The 15,751-nt window shown below is 35.7% G+C and carries 14 protein-coding genes and 3 pseudogenes; 5 read left to right on the forward strand and 12 right to left on the reverse strand.

Going from position 1 to position 15,751, the window contains the following annotated elements; all coding sequences use genetic code 11:
* Nucleotides 1-137 precede the first annotated feature (137 nt).
* The 6 genes and pseudogenes from CRO56_RS13785 to CRO56_RS13810 form a co-directional block, all read right to left on the reverse strand.
* Nucleotides 138-1,368: pseudogene (locus CRO56_RS13785) on the reverse strand (IS110 family RNA-guided transposase).
* Nucleotides 1,369-1,739: 371 nt separating this feature from the next.
* Nucleotides 1,740-2,423, reverse strand: coding sequence for a DUF421 domain-containing protein (locus tag CRO56_RS13790; protein WP_097159208.1), 684 nt, complete (start codon nucleotides 2,421-2,423; stop codon nucleotides 1,740-1,742).
* Between the two features lie 23 nt (nucleotides 2,424-2,446).
* The gene (locus CRO56_RS13795) at nucleotides 2,447-3,025 is read right to left on the reverse strand and encodes a CBO0543 family protein (protein WP_009336498.1); all 579 of its coding nucleotides are present in this window, start codon (nucleotides 3,023-3,025) and stop codon (nucleotides 2,447-2,449) included.
* Between the two features lie 238 nt (nucleotides 3,026-3,263).
* Nucleotides 3,264-4,781, reverse strand: a complete 1,518-nt coding sequence (locus CRO56_RS13800; RefSeq protein WP_097159209.1) for a phospholipase D-like domain-containing protein — start codon at nucleotides 4,779-4,781, stop codon at nucleotides 3,264-3,266.
* 211 nt (nucleotides 4,782-4,992) lie between these two features.
* Nucleotides 4,993-5,457 (reverse strand): hypothetical protein, encoded by a 465-nt coding sequence (locus CRO56_RS13805; RefSeq protein ID WP_026677827.1) that lies wholly within the window; start codon nucleotides 5,455-5,457, stop codon nucleotides 4,993-4,995.
* Between the two features lie 354 nt (nucleotides 5,458-5,811).
* Nucleotides 5,812-6,387 carry a recombinase family protein gene (locus CRO56_RS13810; protein ID WP_026677826.1) on the reverse strand — a complete coding sequence of 192 codons (576 nt, stop codon included), beginning with the start codon at nucleotides 6,385-6,387 and terminating at the stop codon, nucleotides 5,812-5,814.
* A gap of 147 nt (nucleotides 6,388-6,534) precedes the next feature.
* On the opposite strand from CRO56_RS13810, the pseudogene CRO56_RS13815 reads away from it, so the two are divergent.
* The 5 genes and pseudogenes from CRO56_RS13815 to CRO56_RS13835 all read left to right on the forward strand — a co-directional run bounded on the left by CRO56_RS13815 (nucleotide 6,535) and on the right by CRO56_RS13835 (nucleotide 12,464).
* Nucleotides 6,535-9,500, forward strand: a pseudogene (locus tag CRO56_RS13815) (Tn3 family transposase).
* 230 nt (nucleotides 9,501-9,730) lie between these two features.
* Nucleotides 9,731-10,561: an aminoglycoside 6-adenylyltransferase gene (locus tag CRO56_RS13820; protein WP_097159417.1), complete on the forward strand. Its 831-nt coding sequence runs from the start codon at nucleotides 9,731-9,733 to the stop codon at nucleotides 10,559-10,561.
* Nucleotides 10,562-10,796: 235 nt separating this feature from the next.
* Nucleotides 10,797-11,612 carry a DUF2268 domain-containing putative Zn-dependent protease gene (locus CRO56_RS13825; protein ID WP_245855889.1) on the forward strand — a complete coding sequence of 272 codons (816 nt, stop codon included), beginning with the start codon at nucleotides 10,797-10,799 and terminating at the stop codon, nucleotides 11,610-11,612.
* Between the two features lie 162 nt (nucleotides 11,613-11,774).
* Complete coding sequence (locus CRO56_RS13830) at nucleotides 11,775-12,020, forward strand: putative signal transducing protein (protein ID WP_097159211.1); 246 nt, start codon at nucleotides 11,775-11,777, stop codon at nucleotides 12,018-12,020.
* A 141-nt stretch (nucleotides 12,021-12,161) separates the two neighbouring features.
* Nucleotides 12,162-12,464 (forward strand): hypothetical protein, encoded by a 303-nt coding sequence (locus CRO56_RS13835; protein ID WP_097159212.1) that lies wholly within the window; start codon nucleotides 12,162-12,164, stop codon nucleotides 12,462-12,464.
* A gap of 60 nt (nucleotides 12,465-12,524) precedes the next feature.
* Here the strand turns inward: CRO56_RS13835 and CRO56_RS13840 are convergent.
* The 6 genes and pseudogenes from CRO56_RS13840 to CRO56_RS13865 all read right to left on the reverse strand — a co-directional run bounded on the left by CRO56_RS13840 (nucleotide 12,525) and on the right by CRO56_RS13865 (nucleotide 15,700).
* A pseudogene (locus CRO56_RS13840) lies at nucleotides 12,525-13,531 on the reverse strand (IS1595 family transposase).
* A 115-nt stretch (nucleotides 13,532-13,646) separates the two neighbouring features.
* Nucleotides 13,647-13,967: a thioredoxin family protein gene (locus tag CRO56_RS13845; protein WP_097159213.1), complete on the reverse strand. Its 321-nt coding sequence runs from the start codon at nucleotides 13,965-13,967 to the stop codon at nucleotides 13,647-13,649.
* Between the two features lie 42 nt (nucleotides 13,968-14,009).
* A complete protein-coding gene (locus CRO56_RS13850) occupies nucleotides 14,010-14,363 on the reverse strand; it encodes a toprim domain-containing protein (protein ID WP_097159214.1) in 354 nt (117 codons plus the stop codon).
* A 152-nt stretch (nucleotides 14,364-14,515) separates the two neighbouring features.
* Nucleotides 14,516-14,761: a YusG family protein gene (locus tag CRO56_RS13855; RefSeq protein ID WP_097159215.1), complete on the reverse strand. Its 246-nt coding sequence runs from the start codon at nucleotides 14,759-14,761 to the stop codon at nucleotides 14,516-14,518.
* 124 nt (nucleotides 14,762-14,885) lie between these two features.
* A complete protein-coding gene (gene gcvH / locus CRO56_RS13860) occupies nucleotides 14,886-15,269 on the reverse strand; it encodes a glycine cleavage system protein GcvH (protein WP_097159216.1) in 384 nt (127 codons plus the stop codon).
* Nucleotides 15,270-15,340: 71 nt separating this feature from the next.
* On the reverse strand, nucleotides 15,341-15,700 hold the full coding sequence (locus CRO56_RS13865; RefSeq protein ID WP_097159217.1) for an arsenate reductase family protein: 360 nt from the start codon (nucleotides 15,698-15,700) through the stop codon (nucleotides 15,341-15,343).
* Between the last annotated feature and the right edge of the window lie 51 nt (nucleotides 15,701-15,751).

The following is a 15,751-nucleotide window of genomic DNA, read 5'->3' on the forward strand; positions in this document are numbered from 1 at the left end:
TAAACCAGCTAATAGTTTGTCAATTTTTTTCATTAAAAACTTAAAATCTTTCATGCTATACTAAAAATGTGCATGCCAAATAACCTTCCGAACCCAAATATTTGGAAGGTTTTGTTTCATTTAGTTAGAATTAGGCTCTATGCTATATCTTGGAAAGTCATTTTGTTTTTTAACAGGGCAAAAATCCAATGTAAGAGCTTGTTTACACAAGCAATCACTGCTACTTTAAAAGGCTTTCCTTCTTCGCGTTTTTTATCATAAAATTCCCGCATTCTTTTGTTGCGAGGGATGATTTCATTGGTAGTTTTCTTTTTACGACAATCACGAATGGCACAGCGAACAGCCATATACAAAGCGTGCCTAAGTCGACTAGATCCTCTTTTTGTAATTCGGTTTTTGGTGGCAGAAAACTTACCAGAAGACACTGGGATCTACTCCAGCGAATGCTACAAGCTTTTTAGGGTTATTAAATCGATCTATCTCACCAATCTCAGAGATAATCGTTGCAGCGATTTTTTCTCCTATACCTGGGATAGATTTGATGATATTATATTCTTCAATTTCTTTAGCGAGGGCATCTATCTCTGACTCTAACTTTGATAGATGCTCTTTGTATTGAAGAATCATATTGATATACAAACCAAGACTTAAAATATGGCTCTGATAAACTGTCTTCTCAAACGGATTACGTGCTGCTGCCTCTTTAAGCTGAATCGCCTTTTCACTTGCCCACCGAATTGATCGACTCTTACATAGTCCGGATATAGTGTCTGTTATCTTTTCGTCACTTGCCGTTAAAATATCCTCGGAAGAGGGGAACTCTAATAGAGTTAAAAGCGATACAACCGAATACAAATCACCAAAAACCCCTTTATATTCAGGAAACACTTGCTCAAGAACTGCTTGAAACTGAAGCTTTGTTTGAATCATTACACCAGTAATATTTTCATGTTGCCTAGTAAGGTTTCGAAGATTTAATAGTTGGATCCCACGCTTTTTATAAGGCTCTAATTCCTCTTTATAAAACAGCTCACAAAGAAGGTATGCGTCAACGGCATCTGTCTTTACTTTTCTTAAACTTGACCCTCTTGCTTTATACGAAATCAATGGGTTAATGATAATTAACAAATAACCCTGTTCTTCCAAAAAATGAACGACGGGTGTTTGATAGTGTCCAGTAGCTTCTAAAACAATTGAAGGCTTCTTTCCACTCACTCTTTTCACATCCTCAAGAAACACTACAAGTGAACTAAGCCCCTCAACAGTATGTGAGATCTTAAAGCTGTTACGATAAGGTTTTCCTTTATCCAAAAAAGCTTGAACCTGACTTTCTCCTTTTGATACATCCAGACCAACGACTGGATTCATTTATTTCTCCTCCTAAACTAGTAAATTGCCAGTAACCCCTAATACCTCCATGCAGTGTCACAGCTTCGCTTGTTATACGAGATCTAAGTCCCAACCAGCCTCAATCATGTTTCTACAAGTAGGGGGCGAACGGTTTAGCTGACGGGGTCAAAGCCCCACGGGCAGTTACGTTCTACCCTGGCTACTGATATAAGGGGTAGCGTCAGGAAAATGCGGATTTACAACGTTAAGGAAATCAAAATATAAAAAGTCTAATTTCTCGGTGTTATAAGTGAAAAATTAGGCTTTAGTTACTTCATTAAAGCGCCTGATTGTTGAAGACTAAAGTTTATACCACCAAGAAAATTGATGTGCTCTTATCCTAACAAATTTTATTTAGGACTTACATGTATGCCTTCACTCTCTCGCCAATCTGCGTAAAGTATACGCTTTACATTATCATATCCATTGGTAGTTAATTGGTTATCTAACCACTGTTGATCAAATCCGAGTTCATGTAAATTATCCCATAAAATTTCCCCATCTATAATTAACGATGTTGGGAGGTCTACTGGACTTTCTGGAAGATTGAGATCTTGCTTGTCTGGTTTTTGATACTTGGATTTTAATAATAAACTTATTTGCCCATTAGCTTCCAATATACCGTATTTGACTTCGCGAACTGAAAAGACATTATTTTGACGGAGTATACTCAATACTTGATTTACATCCAATTTGTTCTTTGTAAGTAACTTTCTGTCCATAACACCATCTCGAATGATGATGTTAGGATTGCCTAATAAGAGAGAACGTGTCGATTTATTTTTTAGAGTCATAAACTCTATTCCCAACATAAGAAACGTCCACAATCCGATGGCATATAAAAAATGAAAAATCCCTACCTTATCTTCATAAATGGTATTTCCTAAAAAATCTCCAAGTACTAACACAAAAACTAAGTGAAACGGGGTTAACTGATAGATGGATGTTCTGCCTGTTATGATAATGATAAAAAATAAAGTTGCAAAACCAACGATGACTTTGATCGTCAGTAAACCAATATTAACTTCTTCCAAAGTTTTTTCCTCCAATTTAAATTTTACTTAGTTGTAAGATCTTGAGGTTTAGATAAAGAGGCTAGTTTTAGTATTAAAGCTCGAGTTACAATTCCAACAATGATGTAATATATGAATGAATATCTGTATCTCCACTCTAAATAATTAACAAGTTTGACCCACTCGCAAAAGGGTTCACCTATATAGGCATATGTTAGTGCCATAATGATCTGGGCTAAAATAAAAGATTTCCATGTTCTAAAATATTGATATAACAACATGTAAGCTACAGGTACCATTGAAAAATCAAAAGGAAAGGCCCTAGGAATAAAAGGTAGGAATGCAATGGGGTAATCCCAAAAACTGTATTGTGCACCAACTACATCTAATAAGGTTGTTGTCAAGATAATTATGGTACCAAATAACAAAATTTCTAAAATAATGTCTCGTTTAACAAGTTTAGCCCATATAACCCAAGGCACAACTAAAAAAACGACTAGTATCCACCATTCCCAAGTTAAAAACTCATTTTTTAGCCAACCATTTAATTCTAAATGATACAGCTTATCTTCTAATAAACGTATTTCCTTAAGATTTTCAAATATATTATCTATTGATATCACCTCTATATTTAAATGAAAAGGTAACAGATATTTTTGAATTCAAACTCTTTGAGCTGCCTTTTTAGTATTACCGTTTTTTAGTAATGAATTTCCATCGTAAATAAGAAAAAAACCCATGTTGAAAGTTCTTCTAACACGGGTTTTCGACTTTTTTCAAATGAATCAGAAATATTTTAAAAACAATCAAATTTTTTAAATCTAGATTTAAGATAGAACAATAAAAACAGGAAACATCAACTTATAATAATGGAGAAAGCAGGCGAGAACCCTGTTCAACAATGCGCTCGGTCAGGGTTCGTTGCAACAAGTCTTCAATTCTTAATGGTACAGAATCAGTAAGATCCCTCTCGAACTGCTCTGTGAGTTCCCTTGCCACATCAGCACTGTACACGACTTGACACACTTCATAATTCAGGCGAAAACTTCTCATATCATAGTTTGCTGCGCCTACTTCTGCAATTTCCTCATCAATGATCATCAGTTTCGCATGTAACATTCCTTTATCGTACTGGTAGATTTGGACCCCAGCTTCTATAAGTTCCCCGTAATAGGTACGACTTGCAAAGCCCACGATTTTTTGATCAATATGGCGAGGAACAAGTAATCTTACCCGTACACCACGAGCCACAGCTGTCTTTAATGCCATAATAATATCTGTTTCTGGTATAAAGTAGGGCGTTGTTATATCAATGGTTTTGGTCGCTTGTGTTATACATATAAAGTAAGCTTGACGAATAACTGGTGTAGGAATTCCAGGGTTTCCTTCCAACGTATGGATGTATGCTTTTTGCAATTCTCCTGTCTTTGTTTGGGTATTGTCTGTTTTACCTTCTATAGGCCATAACTCAGATCCTAATTCGGCAGACCATCTTGAAAGATCTATGCTGCCGGTTGGATTGATTTCCTTTGATTTATATTTTGGGATTTTAGTGGCCTTTTTCGTTGCCTCAGATTTTGTTTTTGACTTTATCCGTTCTGGTACAGCGATATTCCAATGAACGTCGAAGATAGTCTGCAAGTCGCCTGTTGCTTCCCCTATAATTTGCAAATGAGTGTCCCTCCAAAATCCTACGTCTGGCTTTAATCCTGTATATTCATACCCAACGTTCATACCGCCAGTAAAGGATTCCTTTCTGTCAATCGTCACAATCTTACAATGATCCCGATAATTCCAATTGGACAAAATCCAGGGAAAACTTAAAGGAAATATTGTCCGACATTCTATCCCTGCTTCCACCATCTGAAGAATTTTTTGACGCGGAAATTTTTTACTCCCCCAACCATCTCTAATAAAACGAACCCGCACTCCATTTACTGCTTTTTCGATCAGCAGTTCTGTGATGCGATTACCAATTTGGTCGTTCCGATAGATGAAATATTCCAGATCAATGGTTTTTTGGGCTTTTTGTAGGGATTCGATAAGTTGTTCATATTTTGCTATTCCATTGTTTAGTACTTGGACTTTGCCGACTCGAAGCCCGCCTACAGTAAAATACCTTAAAGCATCGGCGATTATCGATGCTGAATCACTATATGTATCAGGTAACTTATCAGACTCATTATGAGAAGAGGTCAATCTTTTACGATGAATAAGCTTGGGATTTGATATGCTAAGATATAGTAAGAAACCAATGACAGGCAAAACAAGGACGATTACTATCCAATTCAAAGCTTTGGCTGGCCGACGAACTTCCCAAATTGCTATGAATAAGATAAAGAACGTATTTAACAGGTATAGAAAAAAAATCCACTCCAACTAAAATTCCTCCTTAGTTTTTCCCTTAACATGTACAAACTATGTAGCAAGTATACGTTTGGAATACGAGGAATTGTTTAGATTGACCTTTTCTCATGAGACACCTCAAATAATTTTTTGTAATTAGTTTGTTTTGTCACAGGAAATTTAATGTTGGAGATGTATCGAAAAACAAAAAAGGAGGTTCGTTTTACATTTCTTCTATTTAATCCTAATATCTTCCGTAATTCTGCTGCAGCTGACTAAGTATATTCGATGTTAAAAAGACTCCAACAGGGGGCAAGGTACTACTACTAACGGGATATCCGGTAAGAGTTCTATCGGTTGTAGCAACCCATGTTCCGTATTCGCCTGCTTGTAAAGAAGGAGGTTTCATAATAAGCCTCCCATTTAAAATAAAATGTCGAATTCTAATCTGTGGATCATCAAATATGGCTAAGTTGCCATAAAATGTGGCATAAGATGAATCAAATCTTATTTGTTTGGTGTTTTCATCCCAAGATCCATTAATTGGAATAGGTGTACCACGAAAATTAACCGTACCAATTACCCTGTTATCTGTAATAGAGTTAATGGTGAGTACGCCCCAAACGATTGGTCTACCAGCTATAGCAGCATGGATACCCCATACTGATGGGAATGGAATACTAACCATTGTTTGCTGTGCAGTTTGCAATACTAATCTCCCCCTAAATTTAAAGTTTATGTTTTGAGGAATAAAGGATTAGATATCTTATTTACTACCCTATATAAAGGACCAATTCAGTATATGCACCACAAGCTGAATAATCCTTTAGACAATAGAAAAAATAACCTAGTTCCTTCTATATTTTCATTTCTAATATTCAGTACAAATAAAGATGTTTACTTTTAACGGTTAGAAGCCTCATCCTTCCGTTGAAAAATGCAGCTCATTCAAAAAATAGTTGTTAACTTTTAAGAAATCACTCGTGATGGAATCAAAAATCACGTGACAAAAAGTTGTTTATTCAACTATATGGCCTTTTCTGGAATATGGGGTAAGGAAGGACTATTTGTTCTCTTCTGATAGCTTTCTATATAATGAAGCTCTAGACACATTTGTAATTTCGCAAATTTGATTTACAGTCATATTTCCTTCTTTATATAGCTTAACTGCATAATTCATTCCTGCGTGATTTTTATGATATTTCTTTAACCGACCTTTAAACTTTCCTTCTTTCTTAGCCAACTCAATCCCTTCACGTTGTCGCATACGAATAAGATCTCGCTCTAATTGGTTAACACCAGCCATTACTGTAATTAAGAATTGGCTGTATGGATTATCATCTGATAAATCTAGCCATGTATCTTTTAGTGATTTTAAGCTTGCTTTTTTTTTCCGTATGTTATCGATTAATTCAAATAGGTCTTGTGTGCTACGAGTAATTCGAGTTAAGTCTGTAACATAAATGATGTCATCTTCCTGTAGATCCTCTAACATTTTTTGAAGTTGCTCGCGATCCTTTGTTGCTCCAGAAACTTTTTCTTCGTATATAATATCCATTCCAATTTCATTTAGCTGCTCAAATTGCCTTGAAGGATTTTGGCTGGTCGAACTAACACGTATATAACCGATTTTCCGCAAAATATCACCTCGTTTTTGAGACAAGTCTTATGAGACGCTCTTAACTATGATTTTATCAGTCTACCACACTTGTATCAATAGAGTACACTCTATTGATATATAATTGAACTAATTAACTGAATAATTATAGAAATGGGATGATACTGAATGAAAATTGCGAGAGGTAGAGAATTGCTTACACTGGAACAGAGGCAGGATTTTATGCAAATCCCTGAAGATGAATGGATATTGGGGACCTACTTCACTTTTTCCAAACGGGATTTAGAAATAGTTAATAAGCGAAGGAGAGAAGAAAACCGTTTAGGGTTTGCTGTTCAATTAGCTGTTCTTCGGTATCCCGGTTGGCCATACACTCATATCAAAAGCATCCCGGAATCAGTCATACATTATATATCGAAACAAATCGGTGCCACTCCATCTTCGATTAGTCTTTATCCTCAAAGAGAAAATACACTTTGGGATCATTTGAAAGAACTTCGAAGTGAATACGACTTTGTAACTTTTACTCTAAGAGAATATCGAATAGCACTTAAGCATCTTCATCAATTAGCTTTTGAAAATGGCGATGCCATACATCTACTACATGAATGTATAGATTTTCTAAGAAAAAACAAAATCATACTGCCTGCTATTACTACACTTGAAAGAATGGTGTGGGAGGCAAGGACAATGGCTGAAAAGAAACTGTTTAATACTGTTAGTCAATCTCTTACAAATGAACAAAAAGGAAAGCTTGAAGAGATCATTACTTCGCAGCATCCATCCGAATCCAATAAAACGATATTGGGTTGGTTAAAGGAACCACCGGGTCATCCTTCACCCGAAACATTTCTAAAAGTAATAGAACGACTCGAATACATACGAGGAATGGAATTAGAAACGGTACAAATTAGTCATTTGCATCGCAATCGCCTGTTACAACTATCTCGCTTAGGCTCAAGATATGAGCCATATGCATTCCGTGACTTTCAAGAAAATAAGCGATATTCGATATTAACCGTCTATTTATTACATCTTACTCAAGAGTTAACGGATAAAGCTTTTGAAATTCATGATAGACAAATACTTAGTCTGTTATCAAAAGGCCGTAAGGCTCAAGAGGAAATTCAGAAACAAAACGGTAAAAAGCTGAATGAGAAAGTTATACACTTTACGAACATCGGACAAGCTTTAATCAAAGCAAAAAAGGAAAAATTAGACGTTTTTGAGGTTTTAGAATCCGTTATCGAATGGAATTCTTTTGTCTCTTCGGTCGAAGAAGCTCAGGAGCTTGCACGCCCTGCCGACTTTGATTATATAGACTTACTGCAAAAACGATTTTATTCACTTAGAAAATATACGCCAACGCTATTAAGGGTATTGGAATTTCATTCTACAAAAGCAAATGAGCCACTTTTACAAGCTGTTGAGATTATCCGTGGAATAAACGAATCCGGAAAGCGAAAAGTGCCTGATGACTCACCTGTGGATTTTATTTCAAAACGTTGGAAAAAGCATTTATACGAGGATGATGGTACAACAATCAATCGTCATTACTATGAAATGGCTGTTTTAACAGAACTTCGGGAGCATGTTAGGGCAGGAGATGTTTCCATTGTTGGCAGCAGACAATATAGAGACTTTGAAGAATATTTGTTTTCAGAAGATACATGGAATCAAACGAAGGAGAATACAAGATTATCAGTTAGTTTATCATTCGAGGATTATATGACGGAGAGAACCAGCAGCCTTAACAAAAGGTTAATGTGGTTAGCTACCAATTCCAACAAGTTAGACGGGGTTTCTCTTGAAAAAGGAAAGCTGTCAATTGCACGCTTAGAAAAAGATGTTCCAGAAGAAGCAAAAAAATTTAGTGCAAGCCTGTATCAGATGCTACCAAGAATAAAATTAACCGATTTACTGATGGATATTGCTTATATAACAGGATTTCATGAGCAATTTATTCATGCTTCCAATAATCGAAAACCGGATAAAGAAGAAACAATTATTATTATGGCTGCTCTTTTAGGAATGGGAATGAATATTGGTTTAAGCAAAATGGCTGAAGCAACACCCGGACTTACATATAAGCAATTGGCCAATGTATCACAATGGCGCATGTATGAAGATGCAATGAATAAAGCCCAAGCCGTATTAGTAAATTTTCATCACAAATTGCAATTGTCCTCCTATTGGGGAGACGGTACAACATCCTCGTCCGATGGTATGAGAATGCAGATAGGCGTTTCATCGCTACATGCAGATGCAAACCCACATTATGGAACTGGAAAAGGAGCCACCATCTATCGTTTTACAAGTGATCAATTTTCTTCTTATTACACAAAGATTATTCATACTAATTCAAGGGATGCGATTCATGTTTTGGATGGTTTGTTACACCATGAGACGGATCTAAATATAGTAGAGCATTAACAGACACATCTGGTTACACAGACCAAATATTCGGACTGACCCATTTATTAGGATTTAAATTTGCTCCAAGAATACGAGATTTATCAGACTCGAAATTATTTACAATAGATAAGGCAAGTGAGTATCCAAAATTAGAAGTCATTTTACGTGGACAAATAAATACAAAGGTCATTAAAGAGAATTATGAGGATGTTTTGCGATTAGCGCATTCTATAAGGGAAGGAACAGTTTCAGCATCCCTTATTATGGGGAAATTAGGTTCTTATTCAAGACAAAACAGCTTGGCTACAGCCTTACGTGAGATGGGCCGAATAGAAAAAACGATCTTTATTTTGAATTATATTTCGGATGAATCATTAAGAAGAAAAATACAAAAAGGATTGAATAAAGGAGAAGCCATGAATGGACTGGCAAGAGCTATTTTCTTCGGAAAACAAGGCGAGCTTAGGGAACGAACCATACAGCATCAATTGCAAAGGGCCAGTGCCTTAAACATAATTATCAATGCCATCAGTATCTGGAATACTTTACATCTAACAAAGGCAGTTGAATATCAAAAACGGTCAGGTAGTTTTAATGAAGAATTATTGCACCATATGTCACCTCTAGGTTGGGAACATATTAATTTACTTGGAGAATACCATTTTAATTCGGAGAAAATGGTCTCGTTAGATTCTTTAAGACCATTGAAACTTTCTTAACGTTGTTAAAACTGGGGGAATCGTCTTGAAAATGGGCTTAGCGTTGTAAATCCGCATTTTCCTGACGCTACCCCTATAATAAAACCATATAAATAATGGTCAACCAGAAAAATCTGGCTGACCTTATAATACGAACGGGCAGTTTAGTTTAAAAAGGGTTTTCCCTCTACTATAGTGAATAATTAATATTTGTAAGTATCCTGAAAAAATAAGGAGTTGGTTTATTGTGTGTGGGATTAGAAACTAAACACAAAAAAAGAGATTTAGAAATTCCGAGGTATCGTCAAAAATTATTAAATGCAATTGAACAAGATTTACTAAACGATGCAAATGTATTATCTGTTTTTTATGGAGGCTCAATAGGAAATCAAAATACAGACTTATATTCTGATATCGACCTCCGTATAGTGGTTAAAGATGAAGTATTTGATGAGTATAGGTTGAATAAAAAAGAGAGAGCTAAAAACTGGGGTAAAGTTTTATTTTATGAAGACTTCCCTTGGGCGACTTATAGCGTTGCACATTACGATTCATTTATTAAAGTGGATTCATTTTATTATAAAATTAAGGACATTAAGCCATCAGTTTGGCTAAAGAATATAAAAATTGTTCACGATACTACTGGATTGATAGAAGATGTATTAGAAAAATCAATGGGTTTATCTTATAAGCCGTCTGTACAAGATATAGAGATTTGGAGATCGAAATTTTTTGCATATGTTCACGAAGCATATAGGAGAGTAATGAGAAAAGAAATATATTATGCCCTGCATTGTTTAGACAATTTACGCTTGTCAATGACCACTGCTTGGTATATGGAAGCTGGGATACAGCCAAATACATTCGGTGATTGGGCGAAGTTAGAAGGTAAAAGAAGTCAACTATACGATTGGCAGTTATCACTTTTAGAACAATGGTTTAGTAGTAGAGAACCTTATGAAATAATTAAAGTGATACAAAATATTTTTCCAGAATTTAAAAGAGTCCATAAAAGTCTATGTAACAAACTTGGGCTAGAAGAAGATCCTGAATGGGTTGATGAAATACTAAATATGGTCTAATAAACATAAGTAAAAGGCAGTGAATGGCTGCCTTTTTGTAGTTAGAAAAACATATTAAGCTTATGTCAGCTTTTAAAAAAACAGCTCGTTGACGTTCTTTTTCTCCTTTAAAATAGCCGTTAGTTTAAAAAAGATTTGTTCAAAATTTCGCTAAGTTTATTTAGTATAAGGCGCTTAATACAAAAGCTTTAAGAGGTTTTCCGACAATCTCTTATTAATCAGGGGGATAGAAATAGTGATTGAATTAAAACAAGTTACTCCTAATGAAATCTTATCTAATCGCTATCGCTTAGATGAGTATTTTAGAGAAAAGTTTAGTCTTTTAGTAGATGAAAATTCTTGGTTAACTAAATGGGAACATTTGGTCCAACGATTTCAGTTGCATAAATTTAAAGACCTGTCAAAGCAAGAAATCTCCCTCCTACAATGGGATACCGACCAAATAAAAGCTAAAGTCGAAGAGACTGTTAATAATGTTAACCAGCACCTTATCTTTAACGAAATACAAATTACTATTGTACCTGCATTACTTTTGCCTTTCTTTAAAGATCAACACCAATCTCTGTGGACTAATGCTTTTACTAATGGTCCAGGCAACATTATTATCGCGATCCCTCCTAAACCAGACATAGATTTTTTTCAATATTTATTAGCACACGAATTACATCACGCTACACCAGAAAATCCAATATATAACTTATCTTTTGAAACATTTACATTAGAAGAGTGGTATAAAATGGAGGGAACAGCTGAATATTTTAGTCTCTCCTTATACCCAGACAAGAGGTGGTGGAAAGATAACTTTTCAAATGAGGTAGAGGTAAAATATTGGAGCGAGTGTAAAGATTACCTTAAAACTACGGATGATAACATAAAGAGCAAATTATGCTTTGGAAGTGTTAAAATGGGAATCCCTGTTTTTGCAGGATATTCATTTGCCTTGAAACTTGTATCAAACTTCATATCAACTAATCAAGTAAAAGAAATTAGGCAGCTCTTTAAGGTGGAACCATCTGTGTTTATTGAAAACTATAAAAGAAAGATCCAATAAATCGATTTGGTTCAGCAAATGTTTGCATGATCGAAGAATGATTAACGCTTTTTTGTTGAACTTGTTGAGATTACGGGAGGTTAGTTCAACAAAGGTTTTTAAGTCCTTTCAAGATTAAATCAAACTTTTGTGATTTTTTTAAAAAAAGTAAGGGGTGTTTAGATGTTTCAATGGTTGTATGAAACGTTCTTTGCTCGAACTTATGCGGTTTTTACTACTTTAGATGCAGGGGAACTTTTAAAGGCAAAAGAAAAATTACAAAGTGCAGGGATAAAAAAATTTAAAGTGATAAGTGGGAGTAATCATGGTTTAAGATTTGCTGCTCTTGGTGGAACCCCACATACAATAAAGGTATTTAAGAAGGATTATGAAAGGGCAAAAGAGGTTTTAAGAACTCGTAAAATGTGATTATGTATAAATACTTACTCAACTAACGGGTAGCGATTGTTCAATAAAAGTGGTTTCCCCCTTTCTTATTGAAGTAACGGAGCAGGATTGTTTAATAAGGACAATTTAAATAAGAAAATTTTTACAGAAGGAGGGATTATTATGAAAATTAAAACAGTATTAATTCAAAACATTTTGCTTGTCTTAGGTGTAGCAGCAATCTATGAATTTAGAGCAGTTGAAAGACTATACTCAATGTTTCAAGCTCGTGAAAATGGGTTCCCCATATTAGATGGAGAAGGTATTGTAATAACTTTTTTAGGTATTCAATTTAATGATGATGGTGTTCATTGGACAGAGGTTATGGCAACAGGCTATGTATTTCTAACTTTGGGAATCATTTTAATTGTAGCATCAATTGGCATTCTTTTATGGAAGCTAAGAGGTACATCGCAATCTCGATAAAACAAATTCTTATTCAAGTAACGGGTGCGTAGTTTCAGAACATCAAAACGGTGGTCCTTTTTATACTGCCCTCAAGAATTCCACTGTGGTTTTATTTGATTTTTTGCACGCTGAAATAAGCATTTGTTCCACCTGTTTTTCAAAGGATAAATGCTTGTCTATTTCCAACCACCTAAACCAATAAAGGTAGTTATCTAAATACTTGGTCGCAACCCCCTGAAAGCGTCTCATCCAAGTCTTTAATCTGCTATGGAAGTTGTTAACATTCTGGATATGATAAATACCTTTTTTCACCCGCTGTTTCTTTCGGTCGTTGATGGTCTCGTGCTGTAATCCTTTCAACTTAGCAAATTTCTTATAGTTCGTAGCCGTGTCGGTGCAAAGAAAAGATTTTAGGTCGATATATTTTCCGATTACGGCATCAATTTCTTCTGCTTTTACACGACCAGTTCCAGCCTTCAAAGCAATCATATTACGATTCGGTCTTGAGCGACAACAACAGCAATCTTAAGGTCGGATATCCCTCTTTTTTCATCTTTGGTAGCTCGTTTTTTCGGTACCCGATGCGTTACTTTTCTCCCCTTCATTGACTCGCGGAAGAATGTTTCATCGCTCTCAACAATGCCTTGTAGTTGGTTAAAGTCTAAGGAGCGTAAAGCATACAAAACTTTATGCCTCCAATAAAAGGCAGTAGAAATATGGATATCCAGTCTTTTAGCGATTTTTGGCAATGTGTATCCTTCCACCATCATTTCCATAAACTTCACCCATTTTTGGGGGTATCTGGAGCCTGAAAATGGTGTGTTACTCATATCGTTAAAGGTTTTACTGCAATCCTTACAGAGATAGCGTTGACGTGTTCTGTACTTTCCGTTTCTTTTTACAGATGTGCTGCCACAATGCACGCAAGCCATCCCGCTATTAAAACGGCTTTCCCGAATACGATTTAACAGCTTTGTTATCTTATCAGGTTCATCCGGGAAAAGGTCCCTTTTAAGAGCATTAAATAGCTCCAATTGGTCTTTATTTGATAGCTCGTTTGCCTTTTCATACAGCTTAGTCCACATTACCTAACGCCTCCCTGGACTGGATTATATCAACAGGGTGGTCAAAAAAGCAACAATCTATACGAAATCAGCGTTCTGAAAACATTAACACATAGCCACAAAAAAACCGGTGTTTTCACCGGTCTGCTTTTTGAAAGGCTTTAATATTTTCATAAAGATGAGGAACGTTTTGAAATGCATACAATTTCTGCTCAATCACACCATTTTTTAAAAATAATAAACACGGTACACTTTCGATTTCCGCTTCCTTTGCAAACTCTGGGATAAAATTAATATCAGTCTTTCCTAATGGAAGATTCTGCTCCAATTCCTCCACAACGTTCAGCATTTTTTCGGAAATATGACAGGTTCCGCACATAGGTGTATAAAGAAAGAGCAGATACGAACCGGTCTGATTTATTCTGGAAATAGCTTGTTCCCTATTTAGTAAATCCATTTAAAAAACATCCTTTTGCAGCAATAAAAATAATTTTGCGGACTAGATTGGAATAAACCTAGCGTCGACATCGATGTTAGCACTTAATAATATCGATGCCAAGTGATAAGTTGGGGCATTTGCCACTTCACGATACATTTTATCGATGTATAAATGTTGGGCTTCCGGAAATTCTCGTTTAAATAACCCTCGCAACTTTTCTCCGGCCTCATCTGCATCTACTAAGATGTAGACATCTTTGTCATATAAGGAATCAACTAATTCATCTAAACGCGTTAGACTCAAGGTTCCATTCGTGCAAATAATCTCGAGCGGTTCTCTAATAATTGATTCAACCTTTCGTTTATCTGAAGTCCCTTCTACAATCAAGACTTTATTCAGCTCTTCCTCCCACATGACCATCACCTTTTTACGTTAACTTAGTAAAGCTGCTTTCTCTTATTATACATAGGATTATATAGCGGTTGCTTGTATTTTTCATAAAATTCATGAAAACAAGACATTCCCCTATAAAAAGAAACAAAAGGAAAGCCATTCGATAGCTTTCCTTAACACCATCCACCTTCCTGGTCACAGTCTGTATATTTTGCATCAGGCTGGGCTACAGATGTATATTTTTGATAAATTTTCTGATTTTCCACTTCAAAATGGGAGGCAAGCTGAAAATTCGCCTTATCACTAGGAACCTTCATAGACCCTATTTTTTCATGATCTAAATAAAGATCAATATGGTTACCATGCAGTTTGCCAATAACCTGATCTGTAATATCTCTTTTTGATGAATGTAAACTCACTGTTTTCCCACCTTTCTATTCATAGTATGGCTAAGATGAAAGGTCCCATTCAAGGAAGGATTTCCTGCAGTACTGTATAAGAAAACAAAAAGCACTTGAAACTAGTCCAAGTGCCTTACATTTATTAATCTTGTTTAATCATTTCCTCATATTGCTCGGCCGTCATGAGCTGTTCTAATTCGGAAGGATTAGATGGTTCAACAACGATCATCCATGCTTTTTCATAAGGTGATTCGTTAACGAACTCTGGGCTGTCACCTAATTCTTCATTGACTTCTACCACTTTACCCGAGATAGGCGCATAAAGTTCAGAAACCGTTTTAACAGATTCAACACTTCCAAAAGGATCGTTAGCCGAGATTTCATCTCCGACTTCTGGAAGCTCAACAAACACAATATCTCCAAGCTCTGACTGTGCAAAATCTGTAATTCCGATTCTTACTTTTTCCCCTTCAAGTTTAATCCACTCATGTTCTTTTGTATAACGAAGATCTTTTGGCGTACTCACGGTTCAACCTCCAAATATGTATTGTTTAAAATTATCATGACATAGATACGATAAAAAAAGCAAGATGTCCTTTACTTTTTCCACACTTGTTCGTATTGGTCTTCTTTAAAACCAATTGTTACATTTTTTCCATCGGTTGCAATTGGTCGTTTTAATAGCATTCCATCTGAAGCTAGAAGCTTAAGCTGCTCTGATTCAGACATCTCCTTAAGCTTATCTTTAATGCCGAGTTCTTTATATTTCAAACCACTCGTATTAAAAAATTTCTTTAATTCTAAGCCACTGTTCTTGTACATTTCTTCAATTTTTTCCTTAGAAGGGGTCTCTTCCACAATATGAACATAGTTGTATGGAACATCATGTTTATCTAGCCATTTGGCCGCTTCTCTGCATGTCCCGCATTTAGGATATCCGTAAAATGTTAAAGCCATTTTGATCACCTCATCCAGTAAGCTTGTTCACAAATAGCTTACCATACCCTC

It is taken from the genome of Bacillus oleivorans (assembly GCF_900207585.1).
GTDB lineage: Bacteria > Bacillota > Bacilli > Bacillales > JC228 > Bacillus_BF > Bacillus_BF oleivorans.